16 protein-coding genes are annotated in these 16,310 nt (G+C 63.3%); 8 read left to right on the plus strand and 8 right to left on the minus strand.

Annotated features, from left to right (window positions below; translation table 11 throughout):
- Positions 1-20: 20 nt before the first annotated feature.
- Complete coding sequence (locus tag ACVWWD_RS17275) at positions 21-368, plus strand: hypothetical protein (RefSeq protein ID WP_023782871.1); 348 nt, start codon at positions 21-23, stop codon at positions 366-368.
- Here ACVWWD_RS17275 and ACVWWD_RS17280 read toward each other — a convergent pair.
- Positions 365-1,231, minus strand: coding sequence for an SMP-30/gluconolactonase/LRE family protein (locus ACVWWD_RS17280; RefSeq protein WP_352546629.1), 867 nt, complete (start codon positions 1,229-1,231; stop codon positions 365-367). The two genes, ACVWWD_RS17275 and ACVWWD_RS17280, sit on opposite strands and share 4 nt — an antisense overlap.
- 403 nt (positions 1,232-1,634) lie before the next feature.
- Here ACVWWD_RS17280 and ACVWWD_RS17285 point away from each other — a divergent pair, with 403 nt between their 5' ends.
- Together ACVWWD_RS17285 and pssA are read left to right on the plus strand one after the other, a co-directional pair.
- The gene (locus ACVWWD_RS17285) at positions 1,635-2,333 is read left to right on the plus strand and encodes a phosphatidylserine decarboxylase (RefSeq protein WP_015318533.1); all 699 of its coding nucleotides are present in this window, start codon (positions 1,635-1,637) and stop codon (positions 2,331-2,333) included.
- A 2-nt stretch (positions 2,334-2,335) separates the two neighbouring features.
- On the plus strand, positions 2,336-3,154 hold the full coding sequence (gene pssA, locus ACVWWD_RS17290) for a CDP-diacylglycerol--serine O-phosphatidyltransferase (RefSeq protein WP_023773368.1): 819 nt from the start codon (positions 2,336-2,338) through the stop codon (positions 3,152-3,154).
- A gap of 27 nt (positions 3,155-3,181) precedes the next feature.
- On the opposite strand, the gene ACVWWD_RS17295 is transcribed toward pssA, so the two are convergent.
- Both ACVWWD_RS17295 and ACVWWD_RS17300 read right to left on the minus strand, forming a co-directional pair.
- Positions 3,182-5,404, minus strand: a complete 2,223-nt coding sequence (locus tag ACVWWD_RS17295; RefSeq protein WP_457103213.1) for an AMP-binding protein — start codon at positions 5,402-5,404, stop codon at positions 3,182-3,184.
- A gap of 102 nt (positions 5,405-5,506) precedes the next feature.
- On the minus strand, positions 5,507-5,914 hold the full coding sequence (locus ACVWWD_RS17300; RefSeq protein ID WP_352546627.1) for a tautomerase family protein: 408 nt from the start codon (positions 5,912-5,914) through the stop codon (positions 5,507-5,509).
- Positions 5,915-6,025: 111 nt separating this feature from the next.
- Here ACVWWD_RS17300 and ACVWWD_RS17305 point away from each other — a divergent pair, with 111 nt between their 5' ends.
- Positions 6,026-6,889, plus strand: coding sequence for a LysR substrate-binding domain-containing protein (locus ACVWWD_RS17305; protein ID WP_352546626.1), 864 nt, complete (start codon positions 6,026-6,028; stop codon positions 6,887-6,889).
- A 214-nt stretch (positions 6,890-7,103) separates the two neighbouring features.
- On the opposite strand, the gene ACVWWD_RS17310 is transcribed toward ACVWWD_RS17305, so the two are convergent.
- Together ACVWWD_RS17310 and ACVWWD_RS17315 are read right to left on the minus strand one after the other, a co-directional pair.
- Positions 7,104-8,009 (minus strand): DMT family transporter, encoded by a 906-nt coding sequence (locus tag ACVWWD_RS17310; RefSeq protein ID WP_352546625.1) that lies wholly within the window; start codon positions 8,007-8,009, stop codon positions 7,104-7,106.
- Between the two features lie 60 nt (positions 8,010-8,069).
- Complete coding sequence (locus ACVWWD_RS17315) at positions 8,070-8,957, minus strand: DMT family transporter (protein ID WP_352546624.1); 888 nt, start codon at positions 8,955-8,957, stop codon at positions 8,070-8,072.
- A gap of 334 nt (positions 8,958-9,291) precedes the next feature.
- On the opposite strand from ACVWWD_RS17315, the gene ACVWWD_RS17320 reads away from it, so the two are divergent.
- The 3 genes from ACVWWD_RS17320 (at position 9,292) to ACVWWD_RS17330 (ending at position 11,604) form a co-directional block, all read left to right on the plus strand.
- The gene (locus ACVWWD_RS17320; protein WP_023773374.1) at positions 9,292-9,873 is read left to right on the plus strand and encodes a VOC family protein; all 582 of its coding nucleotides are present in this window, start codon (positions 9,292-9,294) and stop codon (positions 9,871-9,873) included.
- A gap of 26 nt (positions 9,874-9,899) precedes the next feature.
- A complete protein-coding gene (locus ACVWWD_RS17325) occupies positions 9,900-10,736 on the plus strand; it encodes a glutathione S-transferase family protein (protein WP_352546623.1) in 837 nt (278 codons plus the stop codon).
- A 166-nt stretch (positions 10,737-10,902) separates the two neighbouring features.
- Positions 10,903-11,604 carry a response regulator transcription factor gene (locus ACVWWD_RS17330; protein WP_352546622.1) on the plus strand — a complete coding sequence of 234 codons (702 nt, stop codon included), beginning with the start codon at positions 10,903-10,905 and terminating at the stop codon, positions 11,602-11,604.
- 13 nt (positions 11,605-11,617) lie between these two features.
- Here the strand turns inward: ACVWWD_RS17330 and ACVWWD_RS17335 are convergent, their stop codons facing one another.
- The 3 genes from ACVWWD_RS17335 to ACVWWD_RS17345 all read right to left on the minus strand — a co-directional run bounded on the left by ACVWWD_RS17335 (position 11,618) and on the right by ACVWWD_RS17345 (position 15,574).
- Positions 11,618-12,721, minus strand: a complete 1,104-nt coding sequence (locus tag ACVWWD_RS17335; RefSeq protein WP_352546621.1) for a polyamine ABC transporter substrate-binding protein — start codon at positions 12,719-12,721, stop codon at positions 11,618-11,620.
- A 69-nt stretch (positions 12,722-12,790) separates the two neighbouring features.
- The gene (gene aguA, locus ACVWWD_RS17340; RefSeq protein ID WP_352546620.1) at positions 12,791-13,897 is read right to left on the minus strand and encodes an agmatine deiminase; all 1,107 of its coding nucleotides are present in this window, start codon (positions 13,895-13,897) and stop codon (positions 12,791-12,793) included.
- Positions 13,898-14,056: 159 nt separating this feature from the next.
- Entirely contained in the window at positions 14,057-15,574 is a 1,518-nt protein-coding gene (locus ACVWWD_RS17345) for a S10 family peptidase (RefSeq protein WP_352546619.1), read from the minus strand.
- A gap of 193 nt (positions 15,575-15,767) precedes the next feature.
- On the opposite strand from ACVWWD_RS17345, the gene ACVWWD_RS17350 reads away from it, so the two are divergent.
- On the plus strand, positions 15,768-16,271 hold the full coding sequence (locus ACVWWD_RS17350; RefSeq protein WP_352546618.1) for an OsmC family protein: 504 nt from the start codon (positions 15,768-15,770) through the stop codon (positions 16,269-16,271).
- Positions 16,272-16,310 lie beyond the last annotated feature (39 nt).

Consider the following 16,310-nt stretch of genomic DNA (forward strand, 5'->3'; position numbering starts at 1 on the left):
GAGGACGGAATCAAATGGATATGAGCACTACGAATCAGGATGTTAGCGGCGGCAGCGTGTTCAGGGTCGACAAGTTCGTGGTGCCCGCCAATGCCCGCGACGAGATCCTCGCAAAGGTGAAGATGACGCATGAGTTGCTGCGTCTGCAGCAAGGCTTCGTCCAAGACTTTCTGCTCGAGCAATTCTCAGGACCGGGCGAGTTCAACCTCGTCACGATCGTCGAATGGGAAAGCCAGGCTGCCGTCGACAATGTGGTGCCGATCGTCAGGGCGGCGCACGAGCGCATGGCCTTCAACCCGCAGGAGACGATCGCCCGGCTCGGAGTGCGAGCTGATATCGCCAATTATCAGCGCGTGGCCGGACTCTAGCCAGGCCAGCCCACGCCCGGCGCCGGCGCTTCGACGCCGAGCACCTGGCCGGTGCGGGCGTCGCTTGTCATATGCTCGAAGCCGCGCCACTCGGCGGCGGTGATGAACAGCGTTTTCCTGTTCGCACCGCCCAGCATGCAGGCAAAGCAGCCGCGATCGGCGGTGACGGTCTGCAAGACGTCACCGCCTTCGCGCACCCGCACGCAGTGCTTGTTGGGAACATCGGCATACCAGACCGCCCCGTCGGCATCGAGGCAGATGCCGTCGGGATATCCGTCGAGCTCGGCCCAAATGCGTCTGTTGGACAAGGAACCGTCGGCGGCAACGTCAAACGCGGTCAGCCGGCTGGCATGGGATTCGGCAATGATCAGCGTCTCGTTGTCCGGGGTCAACGCCATGCCGTTGGCGAAGGCGATAGTGTCCGCCACTTGCCTGATCGCGCCATCCGGTGTGACCAGCACGATGGTGCCGGGACCGAAATGCTGGCCGGCCGCCGGCGCCGGCCCGCCGCCATTGACGTAGATGTTGCCGCGCCCATCGACGACGATCTCGTTCCATGGGCTTTTCGACAAGCCACGCAGATCGGCGTGGGTGACCAGCGAGCCATCGCCATCCTGCCGCAACAGCAAGCCCTCGCGGCCTGAGACAACCAGCAGACGACCATCCGGTAGCCAGTCGATGGAGTAGGGCAGGACAGCCGAAACCGTGAGCATGACCTCGCTGCCCCCGTGCGCATTGACGGCAATAATCTCGCCGGTTCCCCAATTGCAGACCCACAGGCGCCCGTCATGCCAGCGCGGCGATTCGCCGAAGGCGAGGCCTTCCGTGACGATATGCGGTTTGTTGGCGGATGGTGTTCGCATGATCAGGAGCCTCCGTTGCGCGCGTCATCGGCCCTTGGCGATGAGGCGCTTCTCCCCAAGGACGGGCGAGATGAAAGTCTCCCGACAGCGGGCCGGTGTATTTTCGTGCGGGAAGAGCACTCCATCGGCTCACGTTGACGCCGAAGGTGCCGGTCTGCGCGAGGGCGGCGTCGGCGCAGATAGGTTTCTCGGCCTTTCTGGCGGCTCGGCGCAGTCAAAGGACAGCTTCGGCAGCTATGGCACAGGCATGCAATTCGTCTCGACTTCACGAACACCGAGCATAGGGCCATCCCCGGTCATAGGCGATCCGTGCCTGTTCATCCGCGCCGGCGATTGTCGCGTTGCGGGCAGGGGGTGTTTCGGCTATTGAGGCCGGACCTGAAACAGGGACCGCCCCCAGCCCATGAGCCTTGTCGACACGGTCAAGAACGCATTCGTACCGATCCATCGCGAAGGCTACCCCTTCATCGCGGCGTTTGGCGCGGCGACGCTTTTCCTCGGCTATTTCTCCTCGATCCTGTTCTGGATCGGCCTGATCCTGACCGCCTGGTGCGTTTATTTCTTCCGTGACCCCGAGCGCGTCACGCCTGTTGACGACCGCCTGGTGGTAAGCCCCGCCGATGGCATCGTCTCGGCGGTGGGACCTGCCGTGCCACCGCGCGAGCTTGGCCTCGGCAATGTCGAGATGACCCGCATCTCCGTGTTCATGAACGTCTTTTCCTGCCACGTGAACCGCTCTCCGGTGCGCGGCCGCATCGCCAGGATCGAACATCGGCCGGGAAAATTTCTCAATGCCGAACTGGACAAGGCGAGCACGGAAAACGAGCGCAACGGCCTTGTCATAGAGAGCCCCAACGGCACGGTGGCCGCAGTCCAGATCGCCGGCCTGGTGGCGCGCCGCATTGTCTGCTGGACCGAGGCCGGCGCTTCGATCGGCACCGGCGAGCGTTTCGGCCTGATCCGTTTCGGCTCGCGCGTCGACGTGTTCCTGCCCTTGACAGCCACGCCGCGCGTTGCCGTTGGCCAGACGGCGGTCGGCGGCGAAACCGTGCTCGCCGAATTCGGCGGTGTCGCCGGCACGCCCCTCGTGCGGATTTCCTGACGGTGGGCACGCAGTATAAAAAATTCGAGGCCCATGCCAGCGGCGGTCCGCGTATCCGCGAGATACCGATGCGCATGGTGCTGCCCAACCTGGTCACCGTGCTTGCCATCTGCGCCGGCCTGTCCGGCATCCGCTTCGCCTTCGAAAACCGTTTTGAGACCGCGGTGGTGATGGTGCTGCTCGCCGCCTTCCTCGACGGAATAGACGGGCGCCTTGCGCGCATGCTGAAGGCGACGTCCAAATTCGGCGCGCAGATGGATTCGCTGGCCGACATCGTCAATTTCGGCGTCGCGCCGGCATTGGTGCTCTATGCCTTCCTGCTCGATAGAGCCGGCTCGCCGGGCTGGATCGCGGCGCTTCTGTTCGCCATCGCTTGCGGGCTCAGGCTTGCCCGCTTCAACGTGCTCGACGACGAGAAGGCCGAACGTCCCATATGGCAGAGTGAATATTTCGTCGGTGTGCCGGCGCCTGCAGGCGCCGTGCTGGTCATGCTGCCGCTTTATCTCTATTTCCTGCGGCTTGGGCTGGAGCCTAGCCGTCCGGCCGCCTTCGTCGCAACCGGCTTCACCATCCTGGTGGCCTTCCTGCTGGTAAGCCGCTTGCCGGTCTATTCAGGCAAGAGCGTCAAGATTCCCGGGGACAGGGTGCTGCCGATCATCCTCGCCGTCGTCCTCTACATTCTCTTGCTGATGACCTATCCCTGGTACACGCTGACGGCATCGGTCGCGGGCTACCTGGTCTTTCTCCCATTCAGCGTGCGCGCCTACTCCAAGCGTGCCAAACTGGAAGGCGAGAAGGTGCCGCCTTCGGACATAGGTTAGAAAGTCGGCCGAAGTCCCTGATCCGACTTAGGCAGCCACGCCAAGCCCAAGCCGGTCGATCGCCAGCTTGCGCGTCGAGACATAGTCGGTCTTGCCGGAGCCGAGTACCGGGATCTCCTCGACCTTTACGATGTCGTTGGGCACCATCAGTTCGGCCGCGCCAGCCTTTTTGCCGAACTGTCGCAACTCCTCGGCACTGGCATCGTCGGCGGTGGTGACCAGCACGATGCGCTCGCCCCGCCTCTTGTCCGGCACCGCCACCGCCGCATGGCGTTCTTCCGGCCAAAGCGACTGCACCAGCATCTCGACCGCGCCCAGCGACACCATCTCGCCAGCGATCTTGGCGAAGCGCTTGGCGCGACCGCGAATGCTGATGAAGCCTTCGCGGTCGACGGCGACGATATCGCCGGTGTCGTGCCAGCCGGTCAGCGGCTGTAGCTCGCCGGGGCGGTCCGCGGTCATGTAGCCCATCATCATGTTAGGCCCGTCGAGCCACAACTGGCCGGCATCGTTGATCCCTTCGACCGGCTCCAGTTTCATGCGAATGGCCGGCAGAAGCCGGCCGACCGTGCCGTCGCGGCCGTGGATCGCGGTGTTGACGGCAACCACGGGCGCCGCCTCGGTCAGTCCGAAGCCCTCGATGATCTCGGCCTGGAAGCGTTCGCGATAGACGCGGCGAGTATCCGGCTTCACCGCCTCGGCGCCGGCGACGACGAAGCGCAGACTGGAGAAATCCCCGTCCTTGGCGGTGCGCGCATAGTTGGCGAGGAACGTGTCGGTGCCGAACATGATGGTCGGTTTCACCTTGCGCGCGATCTCGGGTATGAGCTTGTAGTGGAGAGGCGAGGGATAGAGGAACAGCTTTACCCCGGTGACAAGCGGCAGGATGGTGCCGCCTGTCAGGCCGAACGAATGGAACACTGGCAGCACGTTGAGCAGGATGTCCGCCGGCGAAATGGTGATCCGCGCCTCGGCCTGCATGGCATTGGCGAGGAGGTTCTTTTGAGACAGAACAACGGCCTTCGGCGTACCTTCGGAGCCGGAGGTGAACAGGATCACGCCGGGCTTGGCCGCGTCCTGCCGCTGCAGCGCCAGGCGCCACAGCAAGGCGGCTGCAAGCTTGTCCAGCGTGGTGACGCTTTCGCGTACATCTTCCAGCCACAGCAGCCTGGCGCCGCCCTTTTCGACCGCAGCGACGATATCGGCGAGATCGGCCTTCTCGACGAAGGCACGTGAAGAGACAACGGTGCGGATGACAGCGGTGCGGACAGCCGCGGTGACGCTTGCCGGCCCGGCCGTGTAGTTGATCATCGCCGCCACACGGCCCGCCGAGAGCAGGCCGACGAGCGACAGCACGACGCCGTTGGCGTTGGGCAGCATCACCCCCACAGCTTCGCCCGGCGCCGTCACCGCCTCGAAGCGCCTGCCCAGCACCCGCGCGCCGATGAACATCTTGCGGTAGCTCAGCGCCCCGGAAATGACGTCCTCGATGATCGGATGCGAAGCGCCGACTCTGGTTGCGGCGTCACGCATGGCCAGGAACAGGCCGCGGTCGAGGTCGGTGCCAAAAAGGCGGGCCTCCGCGACGCGGTCGAACAGCGCATTGGTGTTGGAAGCCTGGTCCGGATTGCGCGCCACCAGTTCGGCGATCGTCATCGGCTCCAGGACACTGACCGACAGCCGTGGAAACCAGTGACGCGGTGCCTTGTCCGCCGGCGTCAGCGACACCGGCAGGTTGCGGGCGCCGGCGACGAAGATCGGCACGATGCGGGCGTCGGCCTGCATGGCGATGCGGGTGACCGCGCGAAACAGCCGAAACGTCTTGACGTCGGGCTCGACCGCGTCCGGCAGATAAACGGCCAGCCGGCCCTTGCCCTTCAGCACGCGCACCAGTCGGCGGCTGACGAAGACATGTTCGGCGTTGAAGGCAATGGTGCGGCCGAGTTCGCGCCAGGGTTCGAGCCAAGGCGAACGGGCCGAGACCCCGTCGAGTATATGCAGCGTGTCGTCGGGCAGCAGCGACAGCATCATCGCCGGCTCGAAGCGCGACTGGTGCGAGATGACATAGATGACCGGCACCTGCGCCTTGCGAGCGATTTTGATGCGATTGTCGCTGATCCGGTAGGCGAGCTTGAACGGTGCGTAGAGCAGCGCCTGGGTGAAGCGCAGGCCCAGGCGGAATTTTTCTATCACGCCGATCAGCAACCAGGCCACAACCAGACCCGCAAGCAGCGCCAGTGTCAGGATCATGCCGCGTCTCTCCCAACGATTTTGTCATTGCGGCTCTTGTGCGACCGCTTCGGGGCAGAGCCTAGCGGAAGTCGAGGCAAGGTCAATGCGGAAGGGGCGCCCTTACGCCGCGTTCAGCCGCCCGCTGATGAAACGGAACTCCTGCGTCTTGCCGCCGTAGCCATAGGCCGCTGCCGGAACCTCATGGACGAAAGTATAGCTCTCCTCGTGCACGCCGCCTAGCAGGCGGCCAAAGGCGTCGAAGATCGCCTTGAGATAGGCCTCCAGTTCGAGCTTTGTGTTAGTGCCGTCGACCACCTTGATATCGAGCCAGAACGTGTTGGTGCCGTGCTCGGCGAGCGACTTGCCGCCGGCGAACCAGTGCTGCGGATCGAGATAGGACACCGCAACGGCTGTGATCGTGGGATCCTTGCGCAACTGCGTGGCGGTGATCTCGGTTATTTCCCTAGCGATGCTGGCTGACAAGGTGGCGTCAGGCTTGCCGGTGACCCTGACATTGATGATTGGCATCTTCTTCTCCTTGGTTTGTAGCGGCGTCGTCGCCGTTGAAAAGACCATGCCACCATCTGTTGATCAAAAAAACTGAATTGTTTTCAACTGATAATTCGATAAAGTCGAATTATGGAAACGCTCGATCCCGACCTGCTTAGAACCTTCCTTGCTTTCGTCGACAGCGGTTCGCTGGCGCAGGCGGCGGCCAATGTCGGCCGCTCACCCTCGGCGGTGACGGCGCAGATGCAGCGCTTGGAAGAGGTGGTCGGTGAGCCACTTCTGGCGCTGCGGGGCAGGGGGCGCGGCCTGACGCCGGCGGGCGAGGATCTTGTCGGGCACGCCAGGCGTATTCTTGCCGTGCATCGCGAGGCTTGGCTGGTGCTGAAGGGAGCACGGGCTGCCGGGCGCGTCGCCATCGGCACGACACAGGATTTCGCCGATAGCGGCCTGCCGGACCTGCTGCGTGCCTTCGCCTCCAGCCATCCCCGCGTCAGGATGGAACTGCGTGTCGGCCGCTCCGCCGAACTGGCGCAGGCGTTACAAGCTGGCAGCCTCGATCTGGCGATCGTCATGCGCCAGGCTGCCGTGCCGGACGAGGTCGGCGTGTTGCGCGAGCCGATGATATGGCTGTGTTCCAACAAGGGACTGGCCTCGCGGCAGGAAGAAGTGCCGCTGGCGCTGCTCGACCCCTATTGCGGGTTTCGCGAGGCGGCGCTCGCCGCGCTCGACGCCGCCGGCCGCCCCTATCGCATCGCTGCCGGCAGCGCCAGCCTGGCCGGGCTGCGCACCGCGGTAAATGCCGGTGTTGCGCTGACCTTGCGAACCCCGCGCTTTGCCCATTCCGGCATCGTCGAAGCGCCCCGCGAACTTGGCTTGCCGCCGGCTCCGACGGCTGAGTTCGCGATCCGGCTGCGCGCCGGTGCCGATGCGTCCGCGGGCGATCTGGCGACATTGCTCGGCGGAAGCCTCGCTTTGTCCGGACCGCTTGGTTAATTGACGAGGCGTGAAGCTCCGCCGCCGGTCTAGGGCATGGAAACCGACTTGCGGTCGGCCGGTCTATGCGAACAAAAAGCCGTTGCAAAGAAAAAGCCGACCTTGCGGTCGGCTTGGAGTAGGACGGGCCGAGGGGTTTGGGGGACTTGGGGGGGTGGCCCGTCGCATCAACAATGTCTGAGCAGGATGATGGTTCCGTGACTTGGAAAATTTTTTACGAACTATTTGAAGACGCTTGCCGGGAGCGTGCCTTCAGCCAGTCGCGGCCGGCATGGGCAAAGACGGCGCCGAGCACGATGGCACCGCCGACCATGCTGGCCATAGGCGGGATTTCGGCCAGGAACAGAAATGCAAACAGGATCGCGAACGGCACTTCGGCCGAACCGAGCAGGCCGGATTCAGGCGCCGGGATCAGCCGCGAGCCTTCCGTCCACAGGATGGAAGCCAGCGCGAAGGACGCGCCGAAGGTGGCAAGCAGGATAGCGTCCCTTGATGAGACCGCCAGGGGATCGGTGACGAACCATCCGAGTATAAACAGCAGGAACGCCGAAACCGCGCCGGCCCACACCACGGGCGTGTCACGGAATGCGCGAACCATGATCATGTACAGCGCGCTGCCGGCCGTCATCAGCAGCGCCAGCCCGTCGCCGAACAAATTGCCAGTGGCAAAACCCGACCACACCATGATGGCGACCCCGCACAGCGACACCGCCGCCGCCACCATCGTCTGCAGCCGGAACGGCTCGCGCACCAGCATCCAGGCCAGTACGGCGGCAATGAAGGGCGACGTCGCGTAGATGACCGCGACATTGGCGACAAAAGTGAACTTGAAAGCGGAAATGAAGGCGATGCTGGCCAGTGCGCCTTCGACGGCCAGCAGCCAGCCGCGCCAGCCAAGCCGCAGCGGTTCACGGTTGCCGGCACGGCGGCGGCGCCACAATACGTAGAGGCTGATCAGGATCGCGCCGACAAAGCCACGCCAGCAGGTGATCGTCAGCGGATCGGCATGGATCGACTTGGTCAGCACGCCGGTCAGCCCGAATACAGCTGCCGAGGATGAGACCAGCAGGATACCCAGCGTGCGTTCGGTGGTTTCCGCGCTGGCCGTGATCTCAGTCATGTTGGCAGCCTACCTTGCCTCGTCCTGACATCGTGGTGTCGTGAGTAATGGCCATCCACGTCAAAGCCGCTTGCGGAAATGTTCACCGCCGACGATCAGCAGGCCAGCGGCGACAATAAGCGCGGCACCCAGAAAGACCTCGCGGCGCGGCACGTCGCCCCAGATCGCGAAGCCGAGCGCGAACGCCCACAATAGTGAGGTGTATTCGAGTGGCGCCAGGATCGATGCCGGCGTGCGCTTCATGCCCTCGAAGAGAAGGTATTGCGCGAGGCCGCCGAGCGCACCGACGCTGGCAAGAAGCAGCAATTGAGCCGGGTCCGGCGTATGCCACCACAACAGCGCCGGCACCGCCGAAAAAACCAGGAAATAGAAATTGTTGAGGAGGAGCTGGATCGTTGAGCGCTCGGCAAGCGCCGTCTTGCGCAGAAGCACGATGGCGATGCCCCACAGGAAAGCCGCCGTCAGTACCAGCAACACGGGCACGGACAGGCCAAGATGGGCGGGATCGCAGGCGACAAAGACGCCGGCAAAGCCGATCAGAACGGCCAGCCAGCGCAGAAGGGGCACCTTTTCGCCGAGCAGGACCACCGATAGCACAGTGACTATGATCGGAGCCGCGTAATAGACGGTGGTCAGTTCGGCGAGTTGCAAGCTGCGGGCGGCATTGTAGTAACAGAGCCAAGCGGCGAGCGTGAAGGCGCTGCGCACCAGCATCGGCCGCACGATCGGCGAACGCACCGTGTCGGCGAACAGCGGCCGCCCGCCGATCACCGCGCAGGCGCCAAGAATGGTGATGCTGCGGAAGAACATGATCTGCCAGACGGTCATGCTGGTGACCAGCAGTTTGATCGAGGCGTCCTGTGTCGAAAACAGCAAATAGGCGGCGCCCGTCAGCAGGATTCCGGCGAAGACCCTTTCGCGTGTATCGAGAATGGCGATATCGGCCATAGGCGTGCGCCTGCTTGAGTGAAGGCGGCCCCAGCCCCTGTCGGCTCCGCACCTGCCAGCTATACGGGCGAAATCCCGCATGGCGCTGCTCCAGCACCGCGTTGCTTTTGGGGCAGGCGGCAGTGGCGCGAAATGCAGCTTGTCCCGGATGCGGCTTCTGGCGCGGCACGGCCGATTGGTTTAGCATCATCTCATAAAGCCGGAGACGAAGGCAGGCGCGCAGAACGCCGGGGGACGGACAGCGAATTGGCGCTCAGCTCATGCCAGATGTAGCATGTACAGGCGCGGCTTGACGGCCGCCTCTGCCAGAGCGGATATTGCGGGGAGAAGGCTGATGCAGAAACTGCAGTCGCAAGGCGTCCATCACATCACGCTGGTGGGTGCCGGTCGCCAGACCTCGATCGATTTCTGGGAAGGTGTGCTGGGCATGCCTTTCATCTTCGAGCAGCCCAATCTCGACAAGCCGAGCGAAAGCCATCTTTATTTCGATCCGGGCGACGGCCGGCTGATCACCATCTTCACCGACGAGACCCGCACGGCCGTGCAGCGCCGAACCCCGACCGACCCGGGCTGCGTGCATCACATCGCCTTTGCGGTGTCCCGCGTCACTTTCCTGCAGGCTGTCGCCCGGCTCGACGAGCGCGCCATCAAGCACAGTGGCGTCAAGGATCGCGGCTTCATGGATTCAATCTATTTCGAGGATCCGCTCGGCCTTCTGATCGAGCTTGCCTCTTATCGTTTCGAGCCGCCTGCAGGGTTCACCCATGCCGATGTTCTGATGGAGGCGCATAAGCTTCGCGTCACGCGTGGCGACTACAACATCGCCGAGGTGCACCTGGCTGATGCGATCCAGGCGCTGGTGGAACGCGCGCGCGCGACATTGTCGGCGGACCGGGCGCCCAAAAATCCATACTGAAGGCTGAACAGGCAAGGGAGGAACACGTGGCAAAAGCAGTGACGAAGAGCGCAGGGAAACCGGCCGCCAAACCAGCGGCAAAAGCGACCGCAAAACCGGCGACCAAGATGGCGTCAAAGCCAGCCGCCGGCAAGGCCGCGGCCAAGGCCAAGGCGAAACCGGCAAGGAAATCGGCGCTGACCATCAGCATGCTGAAGCCGAGCGTCAACAACATGACCGTTCGCGTCTTTGCCCGCGCCGCCGGACTCGACCATGCGGAGACCGATGCGTGGGGGCACACGCGCTCGCCCGAATACATGGCGCGCAATCCGGCCCACCTGACGCCGATGATCGAGGACAAGGGCCTGCCGCGCGGCGTGCTGTGGGAGAGCTGCGCCATCATGCAATATCTATCCAACAAGCATGGGCTGGAGAAATTCTACCCCAAGGCGCCAGCCAAGCGGGCGATGATAGACAGCGCCATGTTCTATCTGATCGGCACGCTCTATCCCTATGTCGCGCGCGCCACCTATCCCGCGCTCGGCTTCCCGCAATATGCCGGCGAAGTCGGTCATAGCGACGCCCACCCCGACAGGAAATCGGAAGCGCAGAGGGCCGCGGTCGCCGCCATTGCCGAACCGCTCGAGGTCTTCCACTCCTTCTTCCGCGACGGCAAGCCGTTCATCGGCGGCAAGAACCCGTCGATCGCCGACATCCGTCTTGCGGCGACGCTCGAATTCCTCGCTGTCATCGACTACGCCCTGCCCAAATGGGCGAAGGAATACGTGGCGGCGATGGAGAAGAAGCTCGGCAAGGCCTATGCTGGTCCGGCCGGCGACGTGCGCGGCTACATCGCCCATGTGAGATCGCAGGCTAAGGCGTGAGTTCAGCCAGTCGATGGGGCGATGAGCTGCGGAAGCGGCCGCGGGACTGATCTCACCGGCGACGTCGCGGTTCCCCGCCAGCTTGAAGTTGGCGGGGCTTGCGTTAGTCTGGACGCGGATGCAGTCGAATTTTTCTCTCGACCGGCTTGAACGCTGGAGTGGTGGCGTGGCCGCCGCGGCCCTGGCGGCAACGCCCGAAGACTTGTCGGCCCGCTTCAGCGCGGCGGCAAGGGTGCTGCTTGGCTCGGATCGTGTCTATGTTGGCTTCTATCGTCGCGACATAACATCCCTGACCATCGACGATGCCGGACCCGATCGCTGGAACCGCGACTATGATGCGCGCGTCTATCGCCAGGATCCGTTCTTTCAGAGGTTCGCCAGCACCAGACGGGATTTCCTGCTGCCGTTGTCGGCTCTCAGCCAAGGCGATTTCGAGCGCACGCCGTATTATCGCGAATTCTACGGGCCCTCCGGCAGCTTCGATGAAATAACCGGTGTGTTCAACCTCGACGGACTGACCGCCGGCTATGTGACCTTTTTGCGCCGCGACGGCGCGCCGCGTTTTGGCGAGCATGATCTGGCTGTGGCCGGCGCTGCTTGCAGCGCGACAAAGCTCATTCTGCAAAGGCTGCTTCATTTGTGCCGTCTTCGGGACAAGGCTTCCGCAATCGAAGCCGCGGGGTCGCAACTCAGCGCCCGGGAAAGGCAGATCGCGCGGCTCCTGATCGAGGGTGGCAGCGCCAAGACGATTTCGCGAAACCTGTCGATTTCACCCGGCACCGTGCGCAACCACATCAAGCAGGTCTACCGCAAGCTCGGTGTGCACTCCCAAGTCGAGTTGCTGGCCGCCGGCTGGAAGGCCAACTGACGGTTCGCCAGCCTCACTGTCCCGTCACGACGCGTGTCCACATACGGTTTTGCAGTCGCAGCAGCTTTGCGTCGTTGTTCTCGACCACGAACAGCTTGGCCTTTACATCATCGGACGGGAAAACGCCGGGATCCTTTGCGACGGCCTGATCCATCAGCGGCAGGGATTCCGGGATGGCATTGGCATAGGAAACATAACTGGAATTGGCCGCTGCGATATCGGGCCGCAAGTTGAAATCGATCCAGGCCTGGGCATTCTCCGGATGCGGCGCATCCTTCGGCACGGCCATCGTATCGAAGTTTATCAGCGTGCCTTCCCTTGGAATGGAATATGCAATCTCCAGCTTCTTCGCGGATTCCGCCGCACGGGTCTTGGCCTGCAATATGTCGCCCGACCAGCCCAGCACGACACAGATGTCGCCATTCGCCAGGTCGTTGATGTATTTCGACGAGTGGAAGTAACGGATATAGGGCCGCACCTTGCCCATCAGCTCTTCGACCTTGGCGAGGTCGTCCGGACTGCTCGACCTGGGATCGATGTGGAGATAGTTCATAGCCATAGGAATGATCTCCGCCGGAGCATCGATCATGGCGACGCCGCAATCGGAGAATTTCTTGACGACGTCGACGTCGAAGACCATGGCGAAGGATCCTGTCGGCGCATCCGGCATGCGTTGTTTGACGGCAGCGACATTGTAGCCGATCCCATCTGTGACGGCCATGTAAGGCACGGCGTACAGGTTCTGCGGATCCGCGCCCGCGATCAGCGACAAGGCTTGCGGATCGATTTTCGAGTGGTTTGAAAGCTTCGATCTGTCGAGCCTCAGGAAAGCGCCTGCCTTCACCTGGTTCTTCAGGAACGGAAAGGCCGAGGGATAGACCACGTCATATCCCGAGCCGCCGGTGAGCAGTTTCGTCTCAAGGACCTCGTTGCCGTCATAGACATCGTAGCGGACCTTGATACCTGTCTCCTTCTCGAATTTCTCAGCCGTGTCCGGCGCGATGTAGTCGGACCAGTTGTAGACGTTGACCACCTTCTCATCGTCCGCCCGGGCGACGCCGAAGCAGATAACGCAGGCAAGCGCGGCGGTCACGATTGGGAAGAGCAGAGCGCGCATGGGTATCTCCTTTTGCCGGGCGGGCCAATGCGGCGCACCGTTCTGATTTCGCTTCGGCACCCTTGCCGCTCAACGCCGTTGCGGCGCATAAACGGGTAAGGTGATACAGGCGACATTGCCGCCTCCGAGCAGAATTTCGCGGGAGTTCTCGATGCCGACGATCTTGTGGTCGGGAAACAGCGTGGCGAGCTGTTGCTTTGCCTTCCGGTCGAGATCGCAGCCGAATTCTGGCACGACCACGACGCTGTTGCCCGGATAATAGTTGATGTAACTCGCCGCGATCCGGTTGCCGGTCGGCCGCGCCCAGGTCGAATCGACCCGGTCCACGCTCTCGCTTTCTTCCATCGTCATCTCGATCGGCAGGGGATGGTGCAGCCGATGAACCTCAAGGCGACTGCCACGCGCGTCACGGGTCGAACGGAGCACCTCTTCGGCTTCGCGTACTATCTCATATTGCGGATCATCCCGCTCGTCGGTCCAGCTCAGCGCCACAACGCCCGGACGAACGAAGCAGCAGAGGTCGTCGACATGGCCATCCGTCTCGTCGAAAGCAAAACCGCGCGGCAGCCAGATGATTTTGTCGACGCCGAGATACTCGCCCAGCTGTTCTTCCACCTTCGCCTTTCCGAGATGGCCATTACGATTGCGATTGAGCAGGCACTGCTCGGTCGTGATGAGCGTACCTTGGCCATCGCATTGCAGTCCGCCGCCTTCGGCGATCAGCGGTGCGCGATAACGGTCCATCCTCTCGATATCGAGGATCTTTCGCGCCACGAGGTCGTCGAGATCCCAAGGCGAGTAGAGGCCGCCGTCGAAACCGCCATAGGCGTTGAAGATCCAATCGACGCCGCGCACTTCGCCTCGATCACTGACGACGAAATTAGGGCCACTGTCGCGCAGCCAGGAATCATTGGTGGACATTTCCACCACGCGCACCTGGCTGGGCAACCGCGCTCTTGCGTTTTGCCACTGGCGGCTGGACGCCGCCACCGTCACCGGCTCGCTTTGCGCGATCGCCGCAGCGACATTGGCGAACAGCTTCTGCGCGGGCTTGGCGCCCAGCCGCCAGGTGTCCGGTCGTTCAGGCCAGATCAGCCAACAGGCCGATTTGGGCTCGAATTCGCCAGGCGCGCGAAACCCATCCTGCCTCGGTGTGGTCGAGAGCGTATGTGACATTGTGGACCGCCGGAAATGGAATGACGAAGCCTTGCCCGATCAGACGGTTTTGGGGCCTTGTCCGTCAATGTCCCATTTGGGACAGCTTGATCACCGCGCCCGCCACCGGGCCTGCACCGGCGCCAGGCCCTGGTTGCCGGAGGCTCGATGTCATGTCGCTTACTGGGTTGCCTGGTAAAGCTCCGAAGCGGCCTGCTTCAGCGCGCGCCGTCCGTCGGGTTCGAGATACATCATGTGCCCACCTTCGACGACGTCGAGGCGGATCGGCCTGGCGCCAGCGAGCGACGGGATCTGGCTGACCAGATAACGCGATGCCAGATAGGGAGTGACGAGATCGGTGTAGCCGTTGACGATGACGACGCCCAGCGCGGGATTCAAGGACCGCGCCCGTTGCAGATCATCCATCACGCCGGCATAGCCCTGGCGCGAGGCGCTCGTCCCATAGTCCCAGTTGTGGCTGATGTCGCCGTTCAGCAAGCGGTAGCTGGCATCGGTGCGAAAGTTCAGCTGGTCGCGCGCGTAAGCGACAAAGGCCGAGGTCAGCGCCGGCACACTACGGTCCAGCACCGGGTCGGGGCCAGCGATACGGGCGCTCTGGGGAGCGATGTCCGCCGTCGCGATCATGCCGTCATAAGGGCTGAGCACCTTGCCCGTGGCACGGCCAAACTCCCGTGCGAAGAGCGAGGTCGGAACGCGGGCGAAGTTGCGGTGAACGAGGTCGAGAGGCAGGCCGGTGATCTCGGCCACGCGATCGCCCGCCAGCCGTCCGCCTTGCTCCAGCCCACTGGTGAGCGCACTGAGGTACTCGCCAAGTGCATAATGCTCGACCTCGGCGAGCTTTTTCCGCAATGTGTCGCCGTTGACGCCTTCACTGCGCAGGCGAACCGCGGCGAGGGAGGGTAGTTCGAGAGCCCAATGCAGCGGCTCGAATTCGTCGGGCTGCACCAGGGTGAATTCCAGCGCTGGCGAGATCAGCACGATGCCGCTCGGGCTGATGCCGATGTCTTCCTGCAGCGTCCTGGCAAGCAGTGCCGCCCGGAATCCGCCATAGCTCTCACCGGCGAGGAACAGCGGAGATCCCATGCGGCCGTTTTGGGCGAGATAGAGCCTGATGAAGGCGCCGATCGAACTGGCGTCCTGGCTGACGCCCCAGAAGTCGTGCGTATCCTGGCCGGGCGCCTCGCGGCTGTAGCCGGTTCCCACCGGGTCGACGAAGACGAGGTCGGTCATGTCGAGCCAACTGTCGGGATTGTCGATGAGTTTTTGCGGCGCGGGGAGGAATTCCCCGCCGGCTCCGGTCGCCACGATGCGCGGTCCGAGCGCGCCGAGATGCAGATAGGCTGAAGCGGCGCCCGGGCCGCCGTTGAACACGAAGGTGATTGGCCGCGGTGCTTCCGTCGCCACGCTCTCCCGCGGCTTCAGCGTATAGGCAACATAGAAGATCTCCGCCGTAACCTCGCCCTTGCCGGAGAGCAGCGGAAGCGTGCCGGCCTTTGCTTGATACTGCAGGCTGCGTCCGCCAATCGTGATCGAATGGTCGGTGATCTCAGGTGACGGCAGCAGTGAAAGCACGCCGCCCGCGGGTGCCGGCCGCTCCGTCGTTTCGGCCAGGAGAGGCCGCGCGAAGCCGGCAAGCATGAAGAGGACAAGGGAGACGAGTTTCAGCTTGGAACGCATGAGACCTCCGCGGAAGGGACTCCCGCATAGCTATGGCCGAGGCGAATGAAGTCAAAGGGAACAGACGATGACGCGCCCAGTGCTGTTCCGCCAAAACCAGTTCCTGACAGCCTGGGTCGTCATGTTCGGATTGCCTCACACGTCTCGCAGGACCATGCTATCACAGCAGAAAGCCGTTCTCGGAGGAACGAAAATGGACGCAACCGAGCTCAAGGCCATGCAGGCGCCGCTGAAGCAGGCCTACCGCGACGACGCCACGCAAGCACTGATCACGCTAAGGGCAAAGGGCTCGATCGACGAACAGTCGGTGGCCTGCAAGGTGGAGACGGGCAGGGCGTTGGCAATCGCCGGCCTTCATCCGGCAACAGGCGGCTCGGGGCTCGAACTGTGCTCCGGTGACATGCTGCTCGAGGCGCTGGTGGCGTGCGCCGGGGTGACGCTGAAGGCGGTGGCGACGGCGCTCGAATTCAAGCTCGGCGCCGCTACCCTTGAAGCCGAAGGCGACCTTGATTTTCGCGGCACGCTTGGTGTCGCCAAGGATGCGCCGGTTGGCTTTCGCGCCATTCGGCTCAATTTCAATCTCGACACGGCGGAGCCACGGGAGCGCATCGATTCGCTGCTGAAGCTGACCGAGCGCTATTGCGTGGTGTTCCAGACCATCAACCAGAAGCCGGAACTGACGGTGAGCGCGCGGTGATGAATCACAAGGCCCGCGGCAGCGGTCGCGGGCCTTGTG

This window comes from Mesorhizobium sp. URHB0026, from assembly GCF_054059755.1.